Annotated in this window: 18 protein-coding genes, 1 tRNA gene and 2 pseudogenes; 4 read left to right on the top strand and 17 right to left on the bottom strand. The window is 53.6% G+C overall.

Annotation, left to right across the window (positions count from 1 at the left end; genetic code table 11):
• Positions 1 to 36: 36 nt before the first annotated feature.
• The 5 genes and pseudogenes from O77CONTIG1_RS24640 to O77CONTIG1_RS26210 form a co-directional block, all read right to left on the bottom strand.
• A complete protein-coding gene (locus tag O77CONTIG1_RS24640) occupies positions 37 to 237 on the bottom strand; it encodes a hypothetical protein (protein ID WP_156435291.1) in 201 nt (66 codons plus the stop codon).
• Between the two features lie 179 nt (positions 238 to 416).
• Positions 417 to 758, bottom strand: a complete 342-nt coding sequence (locus tag O77CONTIG1_RS14760) for a hypothetical protein (RefSeq protein ID WP_068511858.1) — start codon at positions 756 to 758, stop codon at positions 417 to 419.
• 97 nt (positions 759 to 855) lie between these two features.
• A complete protein-coding gene (locus O77CONTIG1_RS14755; RefSeq protein ID WP_068511857.1) occupies positions 856 to 1,128 on the bottom strand; it encodes a hypothetical protein in 273 nt (90 codons plus the stop codon).
• A gap of 60 nt (positions 1,129 to 1,188) precedes the next feature.
• A complete protein-coding gene (locus O77CONTIG1_RS14750; RefSeq protein WP_068511854.1) occupies positions 1,189 to 2,088 on the bottom strand; it encodes a calcium-binding protein in 900 nt (299 codons plus the stop codon).
• Between the two features lie 181 nt (positions 2,089 to 2,269).
• A pseudogene (locus tag O77CONTIG1_RS26210) lies at positions 2,270 to 3,362 on the bottom strand (ISAs1 family transposase).
• Between the two features lie 174 nt (positions 3,363 to 3,536).
• Here O77CONTIG1_RS26210 and O77CONTIG1_RS27000 point away from each other — a divergent pair.
• Positions 3,537 to 3,662: a hypothetical protein gene (locus O77CONTIG1_RS27000; protein WP_286132334.1), complete on the top strand. Its 126-nt coding sequence runs from the start codon at positions 3,537 to 3,539 to the stop codon at positions 3,660 to 3,662.
• 384 nt (positions 3,663 to 4,046) lie between these two features.
• Here the strand turns inward: O77CONTIG1_RS27000 and O77CONTIG1_RS14735 are convergent, their stop codons facing one another.
• The 8 genes from O77CONTIG1_RS14735 to O77CONTIG1_RS14700 all read right to left on the bottom strand — a co-directional run bounded on the left by O77CONTIG1_RS14735 (position 4,047) and on the right by O77CONTIG1_RS14700 (position 12,015).
• Positions 4,047 to 4,628: a TIGR00730 family Rossman fold protein gene (locus O77CONTIG1_RS14735; protein WP_068516625.1), complete on the bottom strand. Its 582-nt coding sequence runs from the start codon at positions 4,626 to 4,628 to the stop codon at positions 4,047 to 4,049.
• Positions 4,629 to 4,660: 32 nt separating this feature from the next.
• Positions 4,661 to 6,064 carry a T9SS type A sorting domain-containing protein gene (locus O77CONTIG1_RS26995; protein WP_068511853.1) on the bottom strand — a complete coding sequence of 468 codons (1,404 nt, stop codon included), beginning with the start codon at positions 6,062 to 6,064 and terminating at the stop codon, positions 4,661 to 4,663.
• A gap of 107 nt (positions 6,065 to 6,171) precedes the next feature.
• Positions 6,172 to 8,151, bottom strand: a complete 1,980-nt coding sequence (locus O77CONTIG1_RS14725; RefSeq protein ID WP_068511848.1) for a calcium-binding protein — start codon at positions 8,149 to 8,151, stop codon at positions 6,172 to 6,174.
• Positions 8,152 to 8,384: 233 nt separating this feature from the next.
• Positions 8,385 to 8,609 (bottom strand): hypothetical protein, encoded by a 225-nt coding sequence (locus O77CONTIG1_RS14720; RefSeq protein ID WP_068513960.1) that lies wholly within the window; start codon positions 8,607 to 8,609, stop codon positions 8,385 to 8,387.
• Positions 8,610 to 8,918: 309 nt separating this feature from the next.
• Positions 8,919 to 9,392 carry an ISAs1 family transposase gene (locus O77CONTIG1_RS14715; protein ID WP_068511260.1) on the bottom strand — a complete coding sequence of 158 codons (474 nt, stop codon included), beginning with the start codon at positions 9,390 to 9,392 and terminating at the stop codon, positions 8,919 to 8,921.
• A gap of 221 nt (positions 9,393 to 9,613) precedes the next feature.
• Positions 9,614 to 10,969: a calcium-binding protein gene (locus O77CONTIG1_RS14710; RefSeq protein WP_068511845.1), complete on the bottom strand. Its 1,356-nt coding sequence runs from the start codon at positions 10,967 to 10,969 to the stop codon at positions 9,614 to 9,616.
• A gap of 222 nt (positions 10,970 to 11,191) precedes the next feature.
• The gene (locus O77CONTIG1_RS14705) at positions 11,192 to 11,647 is read right to left on the bottom strand and encodes a DUF5946 family protein (protein WP_156435289.1); all 456 of its coding nucleotides are present in this window, start codon (positions 11,645 to 11,647) and stop codon (positions 11,192 to 11,194) included.
• Positions 11,648 to 11,718: 71 nt separating this feature from the next.
• A complete protein-coding gene (locus tag O77CONTIG1_RS14700) occupies positions 11,719 to 12,015 on the bottom strand; it encodes a hypothetical protein (RefSeq protein WP_068511841.1) in 297 nt (98 codons plus the stop codon).
• 474 nt (positions 12,016 to 12,489) lie between these two features.
• Here O77CONTIG1_RS14700 and O77CONTIG1_RS14695 point away from each other — a divergent pair, with 474 nt between their 5' ends.
• Positions 12,490 to 16,083, top strand: coding sequence for an NB-ARC domain-containing protein (locus O77CONTIG1_RS14695; protein ID WP_068511838.1), 3,594 nt, complete (start codon positions 12,490 to 12,492; stop codon positions 16,081 to 16,083).
• Between the two features lie 25 nt (positions 16,084 to 16,108).
• Here O77CONTIG1_RS14695 and egtD read toward each other — a convergent pair whose 3' ends face one another.
• On the bottom strand, positions 16,109 to 17,086 hold the full coding sequence (egtD, locus tag O77CONTIG1_RS14690) for an L-histidine N(alpha)-methyltransferase (RefSeq protein ID WP_068511836.1): 978 nt from the start codon (positions 17,084 to 17,086) through the stop codon (positions 16,109 to 16,111).
• Positions 17,087 to 17,190: 104 nt separating this feature from the next.
• Complete coding sequence (gene egtB / locus O77CONTIG1_RS14685; protein ID WP_068511832.1) at positions 17,191 to 18,459, bottom strand: ergothioneine biosynthesis protein EgtB; 1,269 nt, start codon at positions 18,457 to 18,459, stop codon at positions 17,191 to 17,193.
• Between the two features lie 535 nt (positions 18,460 to 18,994).
• Between egtB and O77CONTIG1_RS14680 the strand changes: the two genes are divergently transcribed.
• Positions 18,995 to 19,807: a hypothetical protein gene (locus tag O77CONTIG1_RS14680; protein WP_068511831.1), complete on the top strand. Its 813-nt coding sequence runs from the start codon at positions 18,995 to 18,997 to the stop codon at positions 19,805 to 19,807.
• A 62-nt stretch (positions 19,808 to 19,869) separates the two neighbouring features.
• On the top strand, positions 19,870 to 22,578 hold the full coding sequence (locus tag O77CONTIG1_RS14675) for an MGH1-like glycoside hydrolase domain-containing protein (RefSeq protein ID WP_068511829.1): 2,709 nt from the start codon (positions 19,870 to 19,872) through the stop codon (positions 22,576 to 22,578).
• Here O77CONTIG1_RS14675 and O77CONTIG1_RS14670 read toward each other — a convergent pair.
• Together O77CONTIG1_RS14670 and O77CONTIG1_RS14665 are read right to left on the bottom strand one after the other, a co-directional pair.
• Positions 22,575 to 24,091, bottom strand: a pseudogene (locus O77CONTIG1_RS14670) (aspartate:alanine exchanger family transporter). The gene O77CONTIG1_RS14675 and the pseudogene O77CONTIG1_RS14670 sit on opposite strands and share 4 nt — an antisense overlap.
• A gap of 448 nt (positions 24,092 to 24,539) precedes the next feature.
• Positions 24,540 to 24,613 (bottom strand) — tRNA-Arg (locus tag O77CONTIG1_RS14665).
• Positions 24,614 to 24,676: the final 63 nt, after the last annotated feature.

The following is a 24,676-nucleotide window of genomic DNA, read 5'->3' as shown; positions in this document are numbered from 1 at the left end:
GAGACTGAGATCGGGCAAGATTCAGATAGGTTTTAGTCAGATGGGCGATCGCTCTTTTTGCGAGTAAGGTTGCATTTTTTGAACTGGTTTGGGCATGGACTTTGAGTGTGAAACGGATTCTTCTGAGAATAGCTCTGAGAACGTATTGGGTTCACCTGGCAGATGAGACGACTCATCGAACAGGCAAGCCTGGGCATAGAGATCTTGCAAGGCTCGATGCCGACGATATGCAGACATGGGGGAATATCTCCTGTGAAAGGGGTTGGGGATGATTGCTCCACAGCACTGATGCGAGGGCATTGGAGAATCAGGGGTGGCGGAAAGGACTAAGGGGGAAGTCATTTCCGCGCTATGAGTATGAGCCAGTCAGTTTTTGGTTTTTGGGTTAAGTATGATAGAGCCAGAACACCGCGAGGCTAGTCTTCGTGGCGTTCTTCGGAGATGATGCGCTCCCACTGCAACTGGGCGTTGCCATTGGCATTTGGGCGATAGACCAGGCGATCGCACTCGTAGTCCAGATTACAGTGAATCCCTAAGCTAGGATTTGGGCGCACAGCACCGTATAAGCAAATCCAGTTGCCGTTAGCCATCTCGTGATAGGTGCCGTTGAGTAAGCTACATCCCCGTGCAGCTTGATTGAGGGAAGCGGGCAGGTTTTCGGAATTAACGGCGACTTCGGAGGCGATCGCCCCTGGCACCAGCCCCAGTAGGGATGCCGCCATCAGCAGATTTGTAGCTGCAATCTGAGTCCGTTTCATGATGAGTCCTTTTGTGATGTTAGCGTGTGATGAGTAAACGAATGTAGACATGAATGAAGATAGATCAGTCATTTGCACGAATTTGAAGTCAAAAAAGCTAGTTTTGTCGGTTTTCAAGCCACTCACGCACCTCCTGTTCGGAATCAAAAAAATAGATGCGATCGCCCACAGGGTCATAGACGCGCCATTTCACCTCGCCTTTGTGATTCACGCACTGGCGAATCATCGGTTCATGCCCCGACGCAAGGCGATACACAAGCAGTTGTCCAATGTCCCACATTCGCGTAATGCGCGGCTGAAAATCGTAGGGCGAAGGGCGCAAATCGGGAATTAATTCCAATTCGCAATAGCGTTCAAAGTTATGTTCCATGTTGTCGCTCCTTGTGGACTCGAAATCTCAAATCGCCAATCTAAAACCCAAAATTGCAATTTAGATCAGGCTGAAATCGCTGGCCGAAAATGCCGCCAGATTGGTGATGCCCGTCTGCCCTGCCTGGTTGGTGAGGTTGGCCAGCACAGTGAAGTCGCCGCCCCCCGCCAGGTCTTTGGAATACACCAGACGGCTGATGCCCTGCGTCAGGTTGTGGTAAACAAACACACCCTCTTTGGTGGTGATGTTGCCGTTGGCGGCGATCGCCTTTGCCGCATCGCCAGCGCTGTCGAACGCATCCAGCAGCACCAGCGCATTGCCATCGGCGGTGATTTCTGCGGCGTTGCCCTTCTGAAACGCGAGGGTGGTCATGCCCAGATCGCGCCCCTTCAGCGCAAACTGATCAGTCCCGATTTCGTAGTCGGTGATGATGTCGGGGTCAGGCGTGGCGAAGGGATTGCCCAGATACAAGAAGCGATCGCGCCCCAGTCCGCCCGTCATGGTGTCTACGCCGTCACCGCCTACCAGCGTATCGTTGCCGCCTTTGCCCAGGAGCGTGTCGCTGCCGAGTCCGCCGTTCAGCCAGTCGTCGCCTGCGCCGCCGTCTAGCAGGTCATCGCCCACGCCGCCGAAGATCGTGTCGCGGCCGCCCCCACCTGAGATCGTGTCGTTGCCGTCGCCCCCAAAGGCGAGGTCGTTTCCCTGCCTCAGCAACACGCTGTCGTTGCCGCCCTTGCCCAGCACGATGTCGTTGCCGCCTTTTGTATCCACCACGTTGCCCTGGCTGCCGCCCAGGTAAATGTCGGTTTTGCTGGTGCCGCTAAAGGTTCTGCCGCGAGCGGGCTGGATCAGCTGTGCCTGTTCCAGCGTGCCCAGAATGCTTTCTGCGGTTGCTTCGAGGTCTTCGGCGACCAGAAGCTCGGTCGTGAGCGCACGCAATGCGCGAGATTGAGTCTTCATGAGAAATCTCCTGTGATTTGGATAAACAGAACTGGGTCGGCTCGGAAGTCCCCCTTACTAAGGGGGATTTAGGGGGATCGGAAGTCCCCCTTACTAAGGGGGATTTAGGGGGATCGGGTCGGATGCAGAAGCGGTCGGCAGATCCCCCCTAGCCCCCCTTAATAAGGGTAGGGCTGATTCTCTAGATAAAAGAAATCAGAGTCGGCAAATCATGCTGGAACAAGCGAATGGCTTTTGTAATGGAGGAATAGCCAGCTTTACGAAACAAAGAAATTGCCCAGGAGCGCAACAGTGCCATCAGCGTTGCAGGGTTAGCAGCGCGAATCCAGGAAGCATCTTCACCCTGCACGACATCTTTAACCCAATGTAATTTGTTTTCTGTTGTGCCCCGATGGGCTTGAATCATCCCACTCAGCTGTTGAGCGTCTATGACTTGAGAGATGATAAACCAGGACTGTCGCTTAAAAGGCTGTCGCTGACGGACTCCCGAACGCTCAACGCAGACAAATGCCGCTAACGCTTGCCAATCTTGGGATAGCTCTGGGGGAGCAGCAAAGACTCGAACCCGACGAGTCACAACCCGACCATGAGAGGTATCGAGGAACTCGTGAGAACTCAGAGGAACTTGAGTTTGAGCGCACTGCTGTGCCTGCTCCAGCAACTTGCGTTGATTGGCTTTGAGTCCAATGCAGTAATGATTGCCAACGTCGATAATCTCACAAACCGTTTTTTTGGGTGTGCAACGCATCCAAGGTCACCCACACGCCTTTGACATCAAGCTGTTGCAGCAAGTGTCTAACGCTTACAATCTCACTGCTTTCGCCATTATGGAAGCTCACTTGCCCAATCACCACATCCCACCGTTGCACACAGGCACTCACGACGGTGACAAAATCTTGCTGCTCGCCATAGCAGTCCTTCAGGGTACTAGCTAACGCTTTGCCATCCAGCGATATCACCTCCCCTGGTTCTGTCGGCAATGCTTGGTTCGCCCATCGCATGAATATTTCAGTAACCTTGAGGGCATCCACATGCAGAGTCATATCCCGCAAGGTGGAGTAACTGGGGAGTTTCGCTTTCGCTAAGTCGAATAATTCAGCGACCTCCTGCTGGTGACGCTTCATGAAGTCTTCTAGCCCTCTGAGGCTGCTATACCCGCTCATGACACCCAACAAGGTCATCAACAGCATCAACCACAGGGGATATTGGACTTTCCGTCCCCGCCGCCAATCTGGAATCGTTTCTAATTGTTCAATTAATGCCTCTACTCCCATCTCTTCGCCTTGATCTCATCTCTTCCAATCTGTATTCTTCCGGGTAGAGAATCAACCCTACCTTACTAAGGGGGGGAACCGGAGTGGGTCGGAGCGGCTCGGAAGTCCCCCTTACTAAGGGGGATTTAGGGGGATCAGCCCTACGCCATCACCTGGGGCGTGAGGATGTCCTTGATGGTGACAAAAAGGATTACAAAGCGTGAACGCGAAGAGGAGGAGCGATCGCCCTTTCCCTCAAAGCAACAATCCGAGGGCGATCGCCATCAAACATCGGCTCAACCATTTACCCTGCCAGAATAACGCTCCGTTTCAGCGCTGTCATTGGGGAAAAACTGGGGAATTGGCCTGACTCAAAACTGAAAAAGTTGGGGTAAATTGGGGTAAATTGGGGGGCGGGCGATCGCAGCTTCAGCACTTTACTGAAACCTGGGACGCTTTGCCGATCGGGCAAACGCTGTACGTCGATGCGGACTGGCTGGAGCGAGGGGTGGGGAGCAAGTCTGAACGGCAGAGGCAGTTAGGGTAATGGCGATGAATCGTGGGGCAGCACCGCCGCCCCACGATTCACACAAGAGGTCTATTAGATTTTGGTTCTTACTTTGAAACCCTCTGCCAGCGCTGACAGAGGGATTTGGACAATAGGCTTTTGGGTTTCTCAGACCGTTTGCTGCGGCGAGGGTGGGGCTACTGTTGGTCGCGACCAATCCACTTCTGCACGTTGGGCAACTCGTAGGTTTCTAGCTTGGTGAGCAGCGCGCCAGGCTCGTTATCTGCCAGCACAATCGTTCGATGTTCAGGACGGATAAACTTTTCGGCTGTGGCATGGTTCAAAAATTCCAGCAGCCCATCATAAAAACCGTCCACATTCAGCAAACCGCACGCCTTTCGGTGAAAGCCGAGCTGTGTCCAGGTGGCGATCTCGCAGAATTCCTCCAGCGTGCCCAGACCACCGGGCAGGGCAATGAACGCATCCGACAGCTCTGCCATCAGGGATTTGCGGTCGTGCATAGACTGCACAACGCGGAGATCGGGCAGCCCCTGATGCGCCACTTCCTTATCGACCAGCGCCTGGGGAATCACGCCGATGACGTGCCCGCCTGCCGCCAGCACCGCATCGGCGATCGCCCCCATCAGCCCCACATTGCCGCCGCCATACACCAGCTCAATGCCGCGCACCGCCAGCTCTTTTCCGAGCAACTGTGCAGCCGCCAGATAGCTGGGGCGATCGCCAAAGTTAGAGCCGCAGTAGACACACACTCGCTTCATCAATTGAGTTCCTTGATAGCCAAACAACACGCTCAACCCGTTACGTAGGGCGTGAGAATATCTTGAACTGTAGCAAAGCTCATGTGTACAAAGCTGTCTGCTTTCAGCTCTCTGGGGCGCGTATTTTCGACGACCCCCAGTTTTTGCTGACCCACATAGATCCCAGAGTGCTTACCTTCTCTTTTAATATCTAGCAGTTCATACATCATGCCGCTCGACAAGCCAATCTTATCCACACCAGCCCGAAAGTCCTTAATCACGTCCACCCCCTTTTCAAAATCCAGCACAAACGTATCGCGCCCCGCACCCCCATAGTAGGTGTCCTTGCCCTTGCCGCCCCAGAGGGTATCGTTTCCCCGACCGCCCCAGAGGGTGTCATTGCCCGCGCCGCCGCACAGAGCATCGTTGCCGCCCATTCCCGACAGCTCATCATGCCCCTTACCACCGTCCAGAATGCCGTTTGCGCTGCTGCCGATCAGAGTGTTGTTGCGATCGTTCCCAATTCGAGCAGGCGCACTCTGCAATGCCAGAGCCGACAGCGACGTAAATGCTCGATAGGCAGCAAAGTATCTAACCTCGGCGCGATCGAGTCTGGAAATACCTGCCCTTCCATCTCCCCGACTGACGATTATCTCGTTAATCCGACCTAGAATCTTATCTCTGACACGCCCGCCGCGACCATCGAGACTATCATCAAAAATCGTATGGGTCAGCGTGTCATACTTGAATCGCACGATAGAATCGGACACCGAGGGATTGATATCCGCACGTTTATCTGGGAAAAACAGATTATTGGTATCCACTACACCAATTGAGACATTGATAAATCGATCGGATATAGGAACAGGTGCCTGCACAGTAAGGGGGTTGGGCACGTTATCTCTATTGTCGAAAACTGGGCTAGTTACGCTCCGGATAATCTGTCTGGGGTTGGTGTCTCCCTCTATATCCATCGTGATCTTAAAGTCTGCACTGTCGAACGGCAGCGGATCAAATTTGTCCACTGCTGCTACGGAGATCATTGCCACGCGCAGTTCTGCGCCCGATACAGGCGCACCTAACATACTCAGGTCATACCGAGCTTCTGTGTTCCGCTCCTGGTTAACTTTCAAGAAGTAAGTTCCAGCGGGTAAGTTGCTCATGAAAATGGATGTGTTTGTCAAGCTACCTCCCAAGGTTTTAGTTTGTAAAACCTGCCCCGCAGAGTTAAGCAATTGAAAGTTGCCGAACAGAGCACCAGACTTAACCGTAAAGGTGCTATTGAGTTGAGTCGGGCGATCGATCTCAATTTTGTAAAAGTCCACTACGTCTGTGCCAGAGAGTAAGCCGTCTCTTACAAATGCGCCACCTTGCTGACTGGTGATGTCGATTTTTCCAACGTTTACCGCAGTTGACGTAACGTTGTTGGCTTCCGTATCAAAAACCTGTCGTGACATGATGTTGCTCCTTAGAATACTGGATTGTTTCAGTAGATTGTTTCTCCTCAGTTTGGAGGTCTCTCCGTTAAGGATTTAGAGAATTCAGGAATTCAGGAAGACCTGCGCTATGCCGTCACTTGCGGCGTGAGAATGTCCTGAACGGTGACAAAGCTGATGGACTTAAAATCATCTGCCCTCAGGGTTCCGGGGCGCGTGTTTTCTACAACGCCAAGCTTGCGATCGTCCAGATAAATCCCAGAGTGTTTGCCTTCCTTTTGGATACTGATCTGCTCGTAAGTGATGCCGTTGGTCAAACCAATTTTGTCGATCCCATCTTTGTAATCTTTGATGACATCGACCCCTTTCAACAGGTCGAGAACGAAGGTGTCGCGTCCTGCACCGCCGTAATAAATATCTCTGCCGCGACCGCCCCAGCAAATGTCATGACCTTGCCCTCCGCGCAACGTGTCATGTCCATTGCCGCCGCACAGGATGTCGTCGCCGCCCATGCCAGAGAGGTCGTCGTTGCCGCCGCGCCCATCCATAATGCCGCCAACTTCGAGACCCAGAATGACATTTCCCCGGCGATCACCAATGTTGGTCGGCGGAGTTGATGGATCAGGCGTGGCAATGCGATCGCCCCCCAAACGGTCAGGGTTAATAAAATCATCGCGGGTAATTCGATTGACATCGGTATTTTTCAGAACGCCGATGAGGGTGCCATCGAGCCGGATTTCTACATCCTTATTTTGCTGACGCAGATCCAAATCTTCAAACCGCAATGGGCGCGTTCTGCCAAATAAACTCAGGCGATCGATACCGTCTTCAAAATCCTGAACGATCGCCCTGGCCCCATCCACGGGTAAGCGAAAATGATCAGATCCTTTGCCGCCAATCAGCGTATCGACATCCGTATTGACAGGCACTCCATTTTGGAAATTTTTGAAAGTCGATCCGGTTAAGATATCGTTGCCGTCGCCGCCTCGCAGCGTGTCGTTGCCATCCTCACCGAAGAGGAAGTCCCTGCCGCTGTCACCATTCACAACATCATTGCCATCGCCTGCAAAGATAATATCGTCACCAGCCAAGCCTGAGATCGTATCTCTGCCTTTGCCGCCATCGATCAAGTCGTTGACGAGCGTTCCTCTAAGGATGTCATTGGCATCAGTGCCACGAATCGGGGGCGCTGTTTGTCCTGTATTGCTAAATAAGCGCATCTGGCGGTTGGTGCCCACCACAGAAGTCATGATGACATCGAGGTCTCCATCCCCATCTATATCTCCAATTTCTGGGTTGGCCAGGCTACCAAAATTAAGACCCGTAAAGTGGCTATTTCTGACTGGCACAAAGGCGTTACTAGAAAAGTCAAACTCAAAGTGAGATACCCTGCCACTGAGGTCGCCCACCAGCATTTCTATTAAGCCGTTGCCATCCAGATCGCCAAAGGCTAGCTGCACCGCACCCCTGAGCGACAAAGACCGGAGTGGATTTCGGTTGGTATTGGTCATATCTTCAAAGCCGCCGGGTTCGCTGCGATCGCCGTTTCGATCGTCAACTGCCCGCTGCTTTTCGATAAACCGAATGCCACTACTGTTGGTGACAAAAAGTTCGGGCGTTCCATCGTTGTTGATATCCGCGAAGATCAGCTCCGAATTATTTCCAACTCGAATCCCATTCAACGGATTTTCAGCCCCTGTGACCTGCCGAAATTGCCCCCGGTCATTCCGAAAAAAGCGGATCGTTCCATCGCGCTGACCCATAAACGCATCGATGTCACCATCGCCGTCAATATCCACAAAATTGGGGCGATCGCCCGCTTGCAAAGGCAGCGATCGAAAGGGGTTGCTGCTACCTGTCACTCCTTGCAGCTTGCCGCCATTGTTGCGGAAAAACTTAAATCCCGATGCGGTGCGGGCTAACAGATCGGCATCCCCATCGCCGTCAATATCCACAAACTTCGGCGCGATTACCTCAGATTGAATCCCAGCAAACGGATTAGCCGAACCAGTCTGCTCTTGAAACGGTGTTTTGGGTATATTCTCACCCAGACCGCTATCCAGTCGAATTAATCGGTCTCGAATAATCTGATCAAGATTCAGAACCATTTCCTTAAGTACCTATGCTACGTAAATAAATCAGCGATCTTTTTGAAAAACGAGCGATCGCCCTCATCCCCAGCCCTTCTCCCGCAGAAGAAGAGGAGCCGGGACGGCTCGGAAGTCCCCCTTGCTTCTAGCGCAGCGGCGCGGTAGCGCGAGGATTTAGGGGGATCGGGTCGGATGCAGAAGCGATCGGCAGATCCCCCCTAGCCCCCCTTAATAAGGGTAGGGCTGATTCTCTAGATAAAAGAAATCAGAGTCGGCAAATCATGCTGGAACAAGCGAATGGCTTTTGTAATGGAGGAATAGCCAGCTTTACGAAACAAAGAAATTGCCCAGGAGCGCAACAGTGCCATCAGCGTTGCAGGGTTAGCAGCGCGAATCCAGGAAGCATCTTCACCCTGCACGACATCTTTAACCCAATGTAATTTGTTTTCTGTTGTGCCCCGATGGGCTTGAATCATCCCACTCAGCTGTTGAGCGTCTATGACTTGAGAGATGATAAACCAGGACTGTCGCTTAAAAGGCTGTCGCTGACGGACTCCCGAACGCTCAACGCAGACAAATGCCGCTAACGCTTGCCAATCTTGGGATAGTCTGGGGGAGCAGCAAAGACTCGAACCCGACGAGTCACAACCCGACCATGAGAGGTATCGAGGAACTCGTGAGAACTCAGAGGAACTTGAGTTTGAGCGCACTGCTGTGCCTGCTCCAGCAACTTGCGTTGATTGGCTTTGAGTCCAATGCAGTAATGATTGCCAACGTCGATAATCTCACAAACCGTTTTTTTGGGTGTGCAACGCATCCAAGGTCACCCACACGCCTTTGACATCAAGCTGTTGCAGCAAGTGTCTAACGCTTACAATCTCACTGCTTTCGCCATTATGGAAGCTCACTTGCCCAATCACCACATCCCACCGTTGCACACAGGCACTCACGACGGTGACAAAATCTTGCTGCTCGCCATAGCAGTCCTTCAGGGTACTAGCTAACGCTTTGCCATCCAGCGATATCACCTCCCCTGGTTCTGTCGGCAATGCTTGGTTCGCCCATCGCATGAATATTTCAGTAACCTTGAGGGCATCCACATGCAGAGTCATATCCCGCAAGGTGGAGTAACTGGGGAGTTTCGCTTTCGCTAAGTCGAATAATTCAGCGACCTCCTGCTGGTGACGCTTCATGAAGTCTTCTAGCCCTCTGAGGCTGCTATACCCGCTCATGACACCCAACAAGGTCATCAACAGCATCAACCACAGGGGATATTGGACTTTCCGTCCCGCGCCAATCTGGAATCGTTTCTAATTGTTCAATTAATGCCTCTACTCCCATCTCTTCGCCTTGATCTCATCTCTTCCAATCTGTATTCTTCCGGGTAGAGAATCAACCCTACCTTAATAAGGGGGGAACTGGAGCGGGTCGGAGCGGCTCGGAAGTCCCCCTTACTAAGGGGGATTTAGGGGGATCAGCCCTACGCCATCACCTGGGGCGTGAGGATGTCCTTGATGGTGACAAAGCTGATGGACTGGAAATCGTCTGCCGTCAGGTCGCGCGGGCGCGTATTCTCCACCACGCCCAGCTTCTGGTCGCCCAGGAAGATGCCGGAGTGTTTGCCTTCTTTTTTGATGTCCAGCAGCTCGTAAACAATGCCGTTGGTCAGCCCGATCTTGTCGGTGCCGTCTTTGAAATCCTTGATGACATCCACACCGCGCAGCAGATCCAGCACAAACGTATCGCGCCCTGCACCGCCGTAATAGGTATCATTGCCGCGACCGCCCCACAGCATATCGCGCCCGGTGCCGCCATACAGGGTGTCGTTGCCGTTGTTGCCACACAGCACGTCGTTGCCACCCATGCCAGAGAGACTGTCGCTGCCACCACCACCATCGAGGATGCCGTTGCGGTTGTTGCCAACGATGGTGTTGCTGCGGTTGTCGCCCGTGAGCGTCGAGGAACGGTTGAGCTGGTTGAAGGTGCTGGAGGAGGTAAAGGCGCTGTAGGTTACTCGATACTCGATGCTGGCCCGTTTTAGTCTAGTACCGATTGCAAAACCGTCGCCAGTCTCTGTCAGGCTTCTACCATTTTCTACAAATGTTTGCTCACCGTTGCGAAACATATTGGTGCGGCGATCGTAAATGCCTCCCGCAAATCTGCCTCGTGTACCATCTATATCTGCTCGATCATGAAAGGATCTAGGAAAAGGTGGATCGTCATCCCTTACATCAATCCCTACATTATGAGTAAAGTCATCGATACTATTGATATCCACACTCCTGGCAACCGTATAGTTTGGGCGAACATCATCCTGATCCCAAAATACTCTGCTTCTTCCAGTTAATTGATTACCAATGAAGATCTCTTCAATGTAAAAATCTGCCCGATCGCCCGGTGTGAAATCGAACTTATCGATCGCCCGAATGCGATCGACTGTGACACTTATCTGAGCATTCGTCACCGTCGCTCCTGAAGCACTCAAGTCATAGCTATAGCTTTCCAGTCCATCATTCAAAACTTCGAGAAAGTATGTCCCAGCGGGCAGATTGGGCATAAACAGTTGGGCGCGGTTGTTGATAGAATTAGCGAAGGTCAAAAGGTTGCCATTGTTATCTTGTAGCAGCAGCGCTGCATTCACGCGACCCAGGAATGGTTTGGCTTGCAGCGTCAGGTCAACCTGCGTTGGGCGATCAACCTGAAATTGGTAAAAGTCTCGCTTGTCATTGCTGTTGAGGTTGCCATCTCGGACAAAAAAGCCACCATTGGCATTGCCTGCATTCACGGCTTGGCTTCTCTGGTTGTTGCTTTCGCGATCAAAAATTTGTCGGGTCATTGACGTTTCTCCTTTGAGTGTTTTTGGGACAAACCTTCCCCCTCCCCACTGCTACGGCGAGGAAAGAAGCAGGCAATTCAAACGTTGTGAGTCTCCCTTTATTGAGGAATTGGGTAATCGCGTTACGACTTACGTGGCTTTAGCGGAAACAGGTCAGACGATTGGAAGGAAGCCGCGTCGAGTCAGGAAGTCAGGGCTGAGCGATGATGCAGAATCCAGCTTTCAGCTCACGATCCACTGTCGAATTTGCTGATGATGCGATTCCCAGGCTGACCAGGCTGACCTGGCCCAGTCCCACACCGCCTGGATGTGGGTTGCCGCATCCTGGGCTTGCCATACCTCCAACACAGTCTTGTCGCCCAGGTGGCTGGGTGGGGTGAGCCAGACAAAATCAGATTTACGGTGGGTGTGCTGTCGCATGGCTCTGGTGGCCTGATCCATGTCAAACCCACACTCTAAAACCAGACACAGACTGATTAGATGGAGCGCAACGGACTGAATACTTTGCGGTGAGGGAACGCCTGGATGCTGAACGGCATAGGCATCAACCGTGAGTCGATGAACGCTGGCGTAGGCAGCATCAGAATATTCTCGTGCCAACACGTCGCCATACATTGCCCAACATCCGGGAGATGCCAACAGGTACTCATGGGTTGCTCCACTGCTAAAGGGAACCATGGCACTACATCCAAGACAGGGTGAGAGTTTTGAAAGTGAATGCGGCATCCTGATACCTCCTGCAAAATGGTTTACGGACGATTGCCAAACCAGTGTTCTTCGATCCAGGTGCAGACTTCCTGCTCGGAATCGCAGATAACGCAATACCCTGTGCGCGGGTCATAGACTTTCCAATACAGCCGACCGTGGCGATCGCGCTTTTCTTGAATCACAGGCTGAGTCGGATCGAGCAGCAGCCAGGATGTGAAACGACATACGGTATGCCAGAGTTCGAGAATGCGTTTTGGCATGGTTTGGCGATTGATTTGGGATATTTCGGAGAGCTGTTTTAGCTGGGATTGGGTCAGGAATTTTTGTTGAGTTTGCATGGCTTTTAGATGTTGGAGTTTTGGAGTGATCGGGAAGAAGATTGGCATCGCGAAGCCAAGGGCAGGACAGGGCTGCCCCAGGAAGATTTTGGATTTTGGGCTTAAGTTTGGCGATTTGGAATTTTCGTTTTTCGTTTTTCGCTCTTCGTTAGTTTAGGAAAGCGATCGCCCTTCAATTGCCATGACCATCTAGAAAAACGGGCGATCGCAAGAGTCTCAAACGGCGCACGAGTACCACAATAGCGGCGCATTCCGTGACTGTCATTACAGAAAAACTGGGGAGTTGCGGCATCCTGAAACTGGGGCAACTTGGGGAAAATTGGGGTAATTTGGGGATCGACTGGTGTAACAAAGTCTTAAGAAAACCTGGAAGCCTTGAAGAATATGGAGTTTATTCGATAATCTCAGGTTGGGTTAGCTTGGCAATTTGGGGTAAGCTGTTGGCTCTCGGCTTGCAAATTTCCTGTTCGGACTATGGAACTTCAGGAGGCGATCGACCTGATTAATGCGGCGATGTTTGCCCAGGCGGGCAAGTATCTGTCGGATGCCGAGCTGGCGATCGTGCGCGGTGCGTGGAATGGGCAGACCTACGGGGCGATCGCCGAGGCCTCTGGATATTCCCTCAGCTATCTGTCTACGGACATTGGCCCTGTCCTCTGGCGCAGCCTCAGCGCAGCGCTGGGCGAAAAGGTCAGCAAAACTAGCTTTCAGGGGGCGCTGGAGCGCTATCGGGCGAGGACGGCTGCCACCGCCGCCGCGCAGCCTGTCGGGGCGATCGCCCCCACGCCCGCCAGCCCGCCGCCCATGTCCCACGGCCCGCTCTGCGACTGGGGCGAAGCCGTAGATGTGCGCCACTTCTTTGCTCGCCGCGACGAACTCCACACCCTCAGTCAGTGGATTGTGCAAGACCAGTGCCGTCTGGTTGCGATCCTGGGCATGGGCGGTGTCGGCAAAACCTCTCTGGCTGCTAAGTTGGCGCAGGAGTTGGCCGCGACAGGGGAGTTTCAGTACATTATCTGGCGCGGGCTTGGCAATGCTCCTCCGCTAGACACGCTGCTGGCGGCGCTGGTGGCGTTTCTCTCCGATCAGTCAGACATTCGAGCGGAAGTAGGGCAGTTGTTGCACTGGCTCCGCAAACATCGCTGCCTGCTCATCCTCGACAATGTGGAAACGATTTTGCAACCGGGCGATCGCGCTGGGCATTACCGGAATGGCTATGAAAACTATGGCGATCTGTTTCAAACCCTTGGAGAAACTCCTCACCAAAGCTGCATCATTCTCACCAGCCGAGAAAAACCCGCAGAGATTGCCGCGTCAGAAGGGATTGGGTTTGCGGTGCGATCGCTGGCGTTGAGCGGTTCCCTAGAGGTGGGGCAGGCATTACTTCAGGGTAAAGGGCTAATCGGCTCTGCTGCCCAGCAGCGGCAGTTGTGCGATCGCTATAGCGGCAACCCCCTCGCCCTTAAGATTGTCGCCACGTCTATTCAAGATTTGTTTGCAGGCGAGATCGAGCCGTTTCTGACGCAGGATACCTTTCTGTTTAATGGCGTTCGGCGGTTGCTGGAGCAGCAGTTTGAGCGGCTATCTTATCTGGAACAGTCCGTCATGTATTGGCTGGCAATCAATCGCGAGTGGACGGCGATCGCCACGCTAGAGGAAGACATCGTTCCTGCTGTCTCGCGCGCCAGTTTGCTAGAAACACTAGAATCCTTGAGCTGGCGGAATTTGATTGAGAAACGCGCAGGCAGCTACACCCAACAGCCCGTGGTGATGGAATACGTGAGCGATTGTCTAATCGAAAGAATTGAAACAGAACTCATCACGGGAAATATAAACTTTTTGGAACGCTATGCGCTCGTAAAAGTGACTGTCAGCGACTATATCCGCGAAAGCCAGAGTCGGGTTTTGCTGAAGGCGATCGCCCAGCGGTTTCAGCAGGCGTTTCCAGACCCAATGGCGCTGCGATCGCAGCTTTTGCGGCTGCTAGACGCGCTCCGACAGAGCGGTTTGCCGGGGCTGGGATATGGCGCGGGCAACCTGATGAATCTATGCAGCGGACTCAAGGTTGACCTGACGGGGTGGAATTTCTCAAACCTGCCAATCTGGCACGCCGATTTGCAGCAGGTCAACCTGGCGCGGGTCAATTTTGCAGGCGCGGATCTATCCAAAACGCAGTTTAGTCAGGTCTTTGGCAGCATGATGGCGATCGCCATCAGCCATGATAGAACCCTGCTCGCCGCCGCCGACAAAAACGGCGAAATCCACGTCTGGCGATTGTCTGACGGGCAGCAAATTCTGACGCTGGAGGGGCACCCCACCGCCGCCTGGTCAGTTGCCTTTAGCCCCGATGATCGCCTGCTGGCCAGCAGCGGAGAAGAAAGCCGCATTCGCCTATGGGATCTTGCCACAGGGCGTTTATTAAACACGCTGGATGGACACACCACAACCGTTTGGGCGATCGCCTTTGCCCCTGGGGGGCACCTGCTGGTCAGCGGCAGCGAAGACCGCACAGTTAAGCTGTGGGATGTAGACACTGGAGCATTGCTCAATACACTAACAGGCTACGAAGGGAGAGTTTTGACCGTGGCCATCAGCCCCGATGGGCACACTCTCGCCAGCGGCAGCACCGACGGCTGCATTGATTTGTGGAGCCTCGAAACTGGAGAGAGACTGGCGCAGCTTCGAGAACACGAGGGCCCGGTCTGCTCGGTTGCCTTTAGCCCCGATGGGCGAGTGATCGCCAGCAGCAGCACCGACCAAACCATCCGGCTGTGGGACTGTGAGCCATTTCAAGTGACCCAAGTTTTGTCAGGGCAGGTTGGTTCTGTGTGGTCGGTTGCCTTTAGCCCCGACGGGCAAGCGATCGCCAGCGGCGGCGAAGACGGCACGATTCGCCTGTGGAGCGCGACAACCGGGCAGAGCCTCAGAATGTTTCGCGGACACGCCGCCTGGGTAACATCGGTTTGCTTTACTCACAATGGGCAAATGCTGGCTAGCGGCAGCCTCGACCAGACGATCCGACTTTGGGACACCCAAACGAGCCAGAGCCTCAAAACCTTTCGTGGCTATATCAACTGGGCGCAGTCCGTCACCTTTGCTTCGACTCCGCAGGCGCAGCGACTCATCAGCGGGCAGACAGACTACACAGTGCGGGTGTGGAATCTGAACACTGGAACGCTAGAGCAAATGCTGGAAGGACACACGCAGGGCATTCGGGCGATCGCCTATGAACCGTCTCAAAACTTGCTTGCTACTGGCAGCGATGATACAACAGTGAAGCTGTGGAACCTCGAAACTGGACAATGCCTGAGAACGCTAAAAGGACATCGCCACTGGATACGGGCCGTCGCCCTTAGCCCGACACAGCCCCTCCTCGCCAGCGCCAGCAACGATCAGACTATTCGGCTGTGGAACGTCTCAACTGGCCAGCTTCACCAAGTGCTAGAAGAACATACCCAGTGGGTCACGTCAGTTGTTTTCAGCCCCAGTGGCAAGCGATTAGCCAGCAGTAGCGATGATCATACGGCTCGGCTGTGGGACGCAAAAACTGGTGAAATCATTCATGTCCTGGAGGGGCATCACCACTGGGTGTGGTCGGTTGCCTTCAGCCCCGATGAGCAGCGACTGGCCAGCGGCTGCGAAGACGGCACCATTCGGCTATGGGATGTGTCCACAGGAGAACTGTTGGCGATTCTGGCGGGAGAGGATGGACACACTAGCTCTGTGACGACGGTTGCCTTTAGCCCCTTGGGCGACATTCTCGCCAGCGGCAGCAACGATCACACCATTCGCCTGTGGGATACGCAAACTCATCAACTGATCTGCGTCCTGAAAGATCACACAGATTGGATCTGGGCGATCGCCTTTGATCCTGTTTATCATACTCTCGCCAGCAGCGGCAAAGATGAAACGATTCGCCTGTGGAATGTCCAGACGGGCGAATGCCTGAAAACTCTAACAAGCGATCGCCCCTATGAAGGCATGAACATTACCGGAGTTACGGGGCTAACTCCGGCTCAAAAAGCGTCGCTAAAAGTGCTGGGGGCGATCGCTGCTGACCATCCTTAATTTGTTGATTACAGAAATTTGTTGATTACAGACGCTTTAGGTAATGGATGCTGAAGAGCTGCTGGGCATCAATCCACACCTGCACAGGTTGAAATCCAGCCGCCATTGCCAGCATTTGAAACTCATCGGGCGTGTATTTGTAGGAATACTCAGTTCGCAGCGTTTCGCCATTGCCAAAGCGGATTTTGGCATCGCCAATGCACACTGTTTGGTCGGCAAGGCTCACAATTTCCATCTCGATGCGTCCAGCGATGGCATTGTAATGAGCGCGATAGGTGAACTGCGACAGATCAAAATTTGCGCCCAGTTCTCGGTTAATCCGGGTCAGCAAATTCAGCGCAAAGGCAGCGGAGATCCCCTGAGCGTCGTCATAAGCAGGTTCGAGGATTGCTGCTGATTTCTTCAGATCAACGCCGATGATCAAGTCGCCCAGCACGGCTGCATTTTGCAAAAATGCTACCGCTTCTAGCGGCTCCAAGTTACCGATGGAAGACCCCGGAAAAAAGCCGATGGTGTGGCGGTTTTGCAATTCGGGAATTTGGGCGATCGGCAGCGGCTGTGTGTAATCGGTGCAGAGGGCGATCGCCTCCAGTCCAGGATAGTCTTGCGCCAGCGCCGTGCAGGCTTCATACAAATGCTGACGCGAAATATCCAGCCCAACATAGGTCTGCACCTGGGGCGCAGCATCCAATAAAATGCGGACTTTCTGGCTGCTGCCGCTGCCAAATTCCACCAGCGCTCCATTTCCTAAATGCGTCGCGATTTCATTCGCGTGATCTTGCAAAAGCTGGACTTCAGTACGTGTCAAATAATATTCCGGCAGCGTGCAAATTGCATCAAACAATTCAGATCCGCGTTTGTCATAGAGAAACTGCGGCGAGATAGACTTGGGGAAACGCTGCAAGCCGTCCAGCACTGACGATCGAAAGTCCTCTATCGGCGGGTGAAAGTCGTATAGCTTAACCGGACGATAATGCAGTTGAGAGTTGAGCGTCGCAGTCATAGACCGTTCCTCGAAATCCTACAATACATACAGTTCTGCACAGAAGAGAGCATCCTAGTGCATCAGAATAGAGAATTGAAAAAGAACCTGTCCAGGATGCCAGACTACATCGCCAGACGAATGCCACTGAACTGCCAGCGCGTACTTGCAGGAAAGAAATTGCGATAGCTAGCGCGAATATGTCCAGGCGGTGTGACGCATGATCCGCCCCGCAAGACAGTCTGATTGCACATAAACTTGCCGTTGTATTCACCAACCGCTCCCGCAGCGGGGCGAAACCCAGGATAGGGCTGGTACGCACTCTGCGTCCATTCCCACACGTCGCCGTAGAGTTGTTCAATCGGCTGTGAATCTGTGGCAGGTTGGGGATGCAGGCGATCGCTCTCCAGCAAATTCCCCGACACTGCGACACGAGCGGCTGCGACTTCCCATTCCGCCTCGGTGGGCAAACGGCGATCGCACCAATTCGCAAACGCATCTGCCTCAAATAAACTGACGTGACACACAGGCTGCGCCAGGTTGAGCGGCTGCATTCCCATCAGCGTCATTTCCCACCACTGCCCGTCAATCTTTTCCCAGTACAAAGGCGCATTCCATCGCTGGGTCTGCACCGTCGCCCAGCCCTCCGACAGCCAGTATTCTGGCTTTTCATAGCCGCCCGCTTCGATAAATTCCAGATATTCGCCATTCGTTACCAGGCGCGATGCCAGCGAAAAATCCTGAAGATAGACGCGATGGGCAGGGCCTTCGTTATCAAAGGCAAAGCCGGATTGCTGATGTCCAATTGTATGAAGTCCACCAGAAAATTCGATAAATCGAAGAGGTGATGTTACCAAAGCCAGCGAAATTTTTGATGCGGCAGGTCGATAAGCAGGGCGCAAAGGATTGGTGGCGAAAATATGTTTGATATCGGTCAACAGCAATTCTTGATGCTGCTGTTCATGGTGCAGACCCAGGGTGATCAGCTCGGTGATTTGGGGCGAAAGATCGGTGCTAGACAAGAGCGATCGCATTGCCTCATCTACATAGTCCCGATATTGATAAATTTCTGCCACAGTTGGGCGCGAGAGTAATCCACGCTGGGCACGAGGATGGCGATTTCCAACTGCTTCGTAATATGAATTAAACAGATAGCTATATTTCGGATGGAAAACGTCGTAATTCTTTAGAAAAGGACAGAGCAAGAACGTCTCAAAAAACCAGGTTGTATGGGCCAGGTGCCACTTTGGCGGGCTGACATCTGCCATACTCTGGATACCATAATCTTCAATTTCTAAAGGACGGCAGAGCGTTTCGCTCAGTTCACGAACTGCTGAATATTGGTGCTGCAATGGAGGCAATGCCTCAGAAATTGCAACGGTCGTAGGGGACATGGTTAAACTCTCGGTTGAACGCTCAGATAACATGGTGCTGATTCTGACAGGAATCTCAAATTCAAAATGATGATAACCTCGATTTTTACTAAAACTCATCTCAATAAAGACTGAGATTTCACTCATGAATTTCTCAGCAAAATCTCAGCTTTCTTCAGGAGTTTCTCAATTTTTAAGCTTTTCTTAGCTTTTAAGACGACTGGCTGAGTGCGCTTTTAGAGAGTCCTGGATTTGAACTTTTCCAGGTAGAATTCAGAGTACTCTAATTTTTCGCTTCGGTTCTGCGCGTTTAATAGAAAGTGTCTCTAGAGGGAAATCCATAGAGGGAAATCCATAAAGAGTGTTGATGTGTAATTTGCAATGCGTAATTTGCAATGCGTGATCGGCATCTTGTCGATTCGCGAGTTGATTTGCGATGTGATTTATAAAACATGATTGATAGATATTTAAGTACAACTTTAAGTACAACACTAAATACAGGAATTTAATGACTGATGCTCCCTTTCTCCTTCGCCCCTTCATCCCTGGACTTTCTATGAATCCTCAAGATCTTGTCTCTGATCGCATTCAGCTTCACTATGCAGTGCAGTTTATTGCAGCAGTGGGTGCAGCACTGGGCAAACCCCAGCCCGATGGGAGCCAGGTGACACTGGATTGGGACGAAGCGCTGTTTGGTTTTATCGGCAAACCAATCCCCGACACGTCAATCCAACTGGTGCTGTTGCCCGGTTCGCTGACTAGCGTAATTTTGAAAGATGGAGCAGCGATCGCCTCTTTGCCCTTAGCAGGACAAACAATGCAGCAGGCGCTCGACTGGCACAAAGCAGAACTAGCAAAACTGGGGGTTGCCACCGACTCGATCAAGCTGCTGGAATATCCGCCCGACGATTTCCCCGATCACCCCCTGGCGCACGGAGCCGCGTTTGAGGTCGGCAATTCAGCAGGGCGCGAGGCGGTGGCGGCTTATTTTGCCCAAACGCAACCGCTGCTGGAAAAAATTGTGGCAGAAAACCCAGCAGCGGCGGCGATCGCCATCTGGCCCCACCATTTTGACATGGCCACGCTGATGACCTATGCTGGCCCCACCGAAGCGGATACCAAGTACCTCGGCGTGGGGCTGTCGCCAGGCGACCCGTCCTATAGCGAACCCTACTGGTATATTTCGCCTTATCCGTATCCAGAGTTATCTGACCTGCCAGCGCTGGAGTCTGGCAATTGGCATACCGATCACTGGGTAGGTGCAGTGCTAAAGGCGACACAGATTACAAAAGCAGATGATCTGCCTGTCTTTGTAGATAGAACGGTTTCTGTCGCAAAGCAGATTTTATCGGTTCCTGAGTCTGCCTAGCATAGTTAGCATTAAAATACGCCACGAGGTGCTGTGGTTTAGCCGTTGCTCTCTTAATGCCCATGATTCCTGAACACCAACGCCTGCTTGAATCGCGCAGCCAAGCGACACCCTGGAAAAAGTGGGGGCCGTATCTAAGCGATCGCCAGTGGGGGACAGTCCGTGAAGACTATAGCGCAGGCGGCTCCGCGTGGGACTATTTTTCGCATCATCAGTCTCATAGCCGCGCCTACCGCTGGGGCGAAGACGGGCTGCTGGGCATCTCGGACGAAAAGCAGCGGCTTTGTTTTGGGTTGGCACTGTGGAATGGCAAAGATCCGGTGCTAAAGGAGCGCCTGTTTGGGCTGACGGGGCCGCAGGGCAATCATGCAGAAGACGTAAAAGAATATTACTTCTACCTGGACAGCACGCCGACCCATTCTTATCTCAAAGCGCTGTATAAGTATCCCCAGGCAGCGTTTCCCTACGAGCAACTCGTCGCAGAAAACCAGCAGCGCGATAAGTTTACGCCGGAGTTCGAGCTAATCGACACGGGTATCTTTGCTGAAAATCGCTACTTTGACGTGATGGTGGAGTATGCGAAGGCCGCACCGGAGGATATTTTGATTCGGATCTCGGTGACGAATCGAGGATCAGACCCCGCCCCGCTGCACCTGCTGCCGACACTGTGGTTTCGCAATACCTGGAGTTGGGGTGATGCGGTTGAAAAGCCAGGAATGCACCTGTCGCATCTGGGGCAGAAGGGGCTGGAGGGCATTGTGGCGATCGCCTCTACCCACGCCGAACTGGGACAACACTGGCTCTATTGCGAAGGCTCAACCGCAGACGAGGCTGCACCGCCTGTCTACTTCACCGAAAACGAAACTAACTACAAAGCGCTATTTGATGTAGACAACGCTACGCCCTATGTAAAAGATGGCATTCACCGTCGGGTGATTCAGGGAGAAGCGGGGGCGGTTAATCCAGAGCAGCGGGGGACTAAGGCCGCTGTGCATTATGTGCTAAATATTGCCCCTGGGGAAACGCGCTGTGTGCGGCTGCGCCTCAGTCATCACCCTTCGATTCGCCATCCGTTTGGGGCAGAGTTTGACCCAATTTTTGCCCAACGAATTCAAGAAGCCGACGAGTTTTATCACAAGGTCAATCCCTATCCAATGGAGGGCGATCGCCGCAATATCCAGCGCCAAGCTTTTGCGGGCATGATGTGGAGCAAGCAATATTACCGCTATGACGTAAGCCGCTGGCTGCGGGGCGACCCCACTATGCCCACGCCCCCCGCAGAACGACTACACGGTCGCAATCGCCAGTGGACGCATCTCGATAGCGATGACATCATTTCCATGTGCGACAAGTGGGAATATCCGTGGTTTGCCGCGTGGGATTTAGCGTTCCACTGCATTCCGCTGGCTATGATCGATCCTGACTTTGCCAAGTACCAGCTCGATATCATGACGCGGGAATGGTACATGCATCCCAACGGGCAAATCCCGGCCTACGAGTGGGCCTTTGGCGATGTCAACCCGCCCGTTCACGCCTGGGCCACCTGGCGGGTTTATAAGATTGAGCAGCGGATGTGGGGCGAGGGCGATCGCCAGTTTTTAGAGCGCGTGTTTCAAAAGCTGCTGCTGAACTTTACCTGGTGGGTGAACCGCAAGGACACCACGGGCAGCAATGTGTTTGAGGGCGGCTTTTTGGGCATGGATAATGTCGGTGTGTTTGACCGCAGCGCCCCGCTGCCTACGGGTGGCTTCCTGGAACAGTCCGACGGCACAAGCTGGATGGCGATGTATTGCCTGAATATGCTCGTTATTGCGCTGGAGTTGGCGCAGGAAAACTCGGTCTATGAAGACATGGCGACCAAGTTTTTTGAGCATTTTGTCTATATTGCCGATGCCATGAACCACATCGGCGGCGGCAAGACGGAGCTATGGGATGAGGAAGACGGCTTCTTTTATGACGTGCTGCACCTGCCCCACGGCGATCGCCTCAAGCTCAAAATCCGCTCGATGGTGGGGCTGGTTCCTTTATTTGCCGTAGAAACGCTGGAGCCAGAGTTGCTAGATAAGTTACCGGGATTCAAAGAACGATTGGAATGGTTTGAAGACAATCGCCCAGACCTGAGCCACAATATTGCCAGCTTTACAGCGGAAGGGATGGGGCGGCGGCGACTGCTGGCGGTGGTGCGCCCCGACAAGCTGCGGCGCGTGCTGGATAAGATGCTGGATGAGCAGGAGTTTCTCAGTCCCTACGGGATTCGCTCACTATCGCGCTATCACAAAGATAATCCCTATACCTTCTACGCCGATGGCAGCGAATATCGAGTCGCCTACGAAGCGGCAGAATCCACCACTCGGTTGTTTGGCGGCAATTCCAACTGGCGCGGCCCGGTGTGGTTTCCGGTGAATTACCTACTGATTGAATCCCTGCAAAAATTTCATCACTACCTGGGCGACGAGTTTCAGGTCGCCTGCCCCACCGGGTCAGATCAGGTCAAAAACCTGTGGGATGTGTCGATTGCTTTGGAAGAGCGTCTTACTTGCTTATTTTTGCAAAATGCAGACGGTCAGCGTTCTGTCTTTGGCGGCTTAGAACAGTTCCAGACTGATCCCTATTGGAAGGATTACATTTTGTTCTATGAATACTTCAACGGCGACAATGGCGCAGGTCTGGGAGCCAGCCACCAGACAGGCTGGACGGGACTGGTGGCAAAGCTGATTCAGCAGTGTGGGCGCTATGCAGCAGGGGCCAGGCAGGAGCGCTACTTCTGCTAACGAGCCGCAAACCACACCAGCAAAATCTGCACCACGATGATTTTGATGATGGTGCTGCTGGGAAAGACAATGGCGTAGCCCAGTTCGGGCTTGTTGGAGGGAACGGACTTGGCAGCGTAGGCCAGAATCGCCGGATTGCCCGTCACCCCAGCCACAATGCCCAGTGCCTCGTCGAAGGATACTCGAAACAGCCCACAGCCCACCACAAAGGCGGCCACCACGATGGCGGCGGTAATGGCCGCGCCCCACGCCCCACCAGTTGCAGGCCCGTGCTGCTGAGGGTGGAGAAGAATGCCGGAGCCGACCGCATTCCCACCACAGCCAGAAACAGCGTCAGCCCAAAGTTTCGCAGCGTTAGATTGGCTGAGGGTGGAATTGTCCAGTTCAAGTGACCGATGCGGCCGCGCCATCCCAGCAACAGCGAGACGATCATCGCGCCCCCGGCTGCGCCAAAGGTGAAGGTGCCCAGTCCTGGCAGCGGAAACGGAATCAGCCCAAACAACACGCCCAGCACCATGCCCAGCCCCAGCGCCAGATAGCTGACTTCGGCGGTGCTGCGGGCGGAGTTGCCGAAAAACTGACGGACGGCAGCATGGCGATCGCGCTCTGCTACGGCCCAAATGCGATCGCCCGCCTCCAGCACCAGCCCCGGATGCGGATAGAGCGTCGCGTCGCCCCGCTGCACCGAGAGAATCGTACAGCCCGGATGTTCGCCCAGGTTCAATGCACCCAGCCGATGCCCAATGACGCTGTGCTTGGAGACATACACATCCAGGTCATCTAGCTCGGTGTGGTCGGGAATAATCTGTGACGGCGCAACGTCACCGATGGCGCGGCAAACCTGCTTGAGCGCGTCGCCCTTTGCGCCCAGCAGCAGCAGCGCATCGCCCGTTTGCAGCCGCAGGTTGGGGCGTGGCATCCGGTTGTGGCCATTTTGGCGCACGGCGACCACCTGCACCTCGTCGGGAAATTGCGCCGTCACCTCCGACAGATACTTTCCCACCGCAGACGGATGGCTGACCAGCGCCTCCATTTCCTCTACGCCCCGTGTCACAGGAGTTTGCACTTGCGGACGGAGTAACCGCTGCGCCAGATACATTCCCAAAATCGGCCCCAGCACGCCAAATGGATAGGCCACGCCGTAGCCCACCGCAGGCAGGTCGCCCCCGACTTTATCGGTCACAGATTGTAGCGCCGCTGTATTGACCATCGCCCCCGTGAATAGGCCCGCTCCCAGTGCCGGATCGAGCCGCAGCCAGGACATCAGCAGCGCCGTGACTAGCCCCGCCGCCAGCACGCTCAGCAGGGCGATCGCATTTTGGCGGCGACCGCTGGGGCTGAGTAGCCCGTCCACAAAGGGTTTGCCGTACTGAATGCCGATGCCATAGAAAAATAAAATCAGCCCAACGGTGCCCACCAGCGCAGGCGGCGCAGCCTCCTGGGCAACCGCACCCATCGCCAATCCAACAAACAGCACCGCCCCCACGCCCAGACTAAATCCGGCGATCGCCACTTCGCCCACCGCATAGCCCAGCGCAATCACCAGAAACAGCGTCAGAATTGGCTGAGTGCTGAGAAATGTCCATAATCCTGCCACCACCACCTCCAAAGAAGCAGAAAAGGCCAAGCCACGCTCACCCTTCTCTTCATACCGCTTTTTCTCGGTTCGCTATCGTCTTCCAAATTACGCTGGATGAATTTGGGCAAGTCGTCTGATCTACTGATCCCTCTTTAATCACTCCAGTAGAGAGAATTTAGAAGAGATATAGCAATCTGGGGTGCGGAGTTATTCGCTCAAGTGCGCTCGCTGGTCAATACGGCAAAGCGTCAGGGCATTTCTAGCCAGCGTAGCGGTATGACCACATTACTGGAAATTGCTAACGCATTTACGCCATTTCAGGCTTTGCCAAGAATTGCACCAAAACGGTTAAACCCTTTACTATCAAAGCTTTTGAGGTTAACGGGACTGGCGCGGCTCGAACGCGCGACCTATCGCTTAGGAGGCGATCGCTCTATCCAACTGAGCTACAGCCCCAGGAGTGAATCAGGAAACCAACTCAAACTTTCTAAGCCAATCATAGCAGCAACCCAAAATTAG

The sequence above is a fragment of the Leptolyngbya sp. O-77 genome (assembly GCF_001548395.1).
Taxonomy (GTDB): Bacteria; Cyanobacteriota; Cyanobacteriia; order Elainellales; family Elainellaceae; genus Thermoleptolyngbya.
The sequence above is the reverse complement of the archived record's forward strand: the minus strand, read 5'-3'. Positions and strand labels throughout refer to the sequence as shown.

Excerpts from the sequence above, each read along its gene's own strand:
- O77CONTIG1_RS24640 (WP_156435291.1), bottom strand. The coding sequence starts at position 237 with ATGTCTGCATATCGTCGGCATCGAGCCTTGCAAGATCTCTATGCCCAG.
- O77CONTIG1_RS14760 (WP_068511858.1), bottom strand. The coding sequence starts at position 758 with ATGAAACGGACTCAGATTGCAGCTACAAATCTGCTGATGGCGGCATCC.
- O77CONTIG1_RS14755 (WP_068511857.1), bottom strand. The coding sequence starts at position 1,128 with ATGGAACATAACTTTGAACGCTATTGCGAATTGGAATTAATTCCCGAT.
- O77CONTIG1_RS14750 (WP_068511854.1), bottom strand. The coding sequence starts at position 2,088 with ATGAAGACTCAATCTCGCGCATTGCGTGCGCTCACGACCGAGCTTCTG.
- O77CONTIG1_RS27000 (WP_286132334.1), top strand. The coding sequence starts at position 3,537 with ATGGTGACAAAAAGGATTACAAAGCGTGAACGCGAAGAGGAGGAGCGA.
- O77CONTIG1_RS14735 (WP_068516625.1), bottom strand. The coding sequence starts at position 4,628 with ATGAAGCGAGTGTGTGTCTACTGCGGCTCTAACTTTGGCGATCGCCCC.
- O77CONTIG1_RS26995 (WP_068511853.1), bottom strand. The coding sequence starts at position 6,064 with ATGTCACGACAGGTTTTTGATACGGAAGCCAACAACGTTACGTCAACT.
- O77CONTIG1_RS14725 (WP_068511848.1), bottom strand. The coding sequence starts at position 8,151 with ATGGTTCTGAATCTTGATCAGATTATTCGAGACCGATTAATTCGACTG.
- O77CONTIG1_RS14720 (WP_068513960.1), bottom strand. The coding sequence starts at position 8,609 with ATGATTCAAGCCCATCGGGGCACAACAGAAAACAAATTACATTGGGTT.
- O77CONTIG1_RS14715 (WP_068511260.1), bottom strand. The coding sequence starts at position 9,392 with ATGCTGTTGATGACCTTGTTGGGTGTCATGAGCGGGTATAGCAGCCTC.
- O77CONTIG1_RS14710 (WP_068511845.1), bottom strand. The coding sequence starts at position 10,969 with ATGACCCGACAAATTTTTGATCGCGAAAGCAACAACCAGAGAAGCCAA.
- O77CONTIG1_RS14705 (WP_156435289.1), bottom strand. The coding sequence starts at position 11,647 with ATGGTTCCCTTTAGCAGTGGAGCAACCCATGAGTACCTGTTGGCATCT.
- O77CONTIG1_RS14700 (WP_068511841.1), bottom strand. The coding sequence starts at position 12,015 with ATGCAAACTCAACAAAAATTCCTGACCCAATCCCAGCTAAAACAGCTC.
- O77CONTIG1_RS14695 (WP_068511838.1), top strand. The coding sequence starts at position 12,490 with ATGGAACTTCAGGAGGCGATCGACCTGATTAATGCGGCGATGTTTGCC.
- egtD (WP_068511836.1), bottom strand. The coding sequence starts at position 17,086 with ATGACTGCGACGCTCAACTCTCAACTGCATTATCGTCCGGTTAAGCTA.
- egtB (WP_068511832.1), bottom strand. The coding sequence starts at position 18,459 with ATGTCCCCTACGACCGTTGCAATTTCTGAGGCATTGCCTCCATTGCAG.
- O77CONTIG1_RS14680 (WP_068511831.1), top strand. The coding sequence starts at position 18,995 with ATGAATCCTCAAGATCTTGTCTCTGATCGCATTCAGCTTCACTATGCA.
- O77CONTIG1_RS14675 (WP_068511829.1), top strand. The coding sequence starts at position 19,870 with ATGATTCCTGAACACCAACGCCTGCTTGAATCGCGCAGCCAAGCGACA.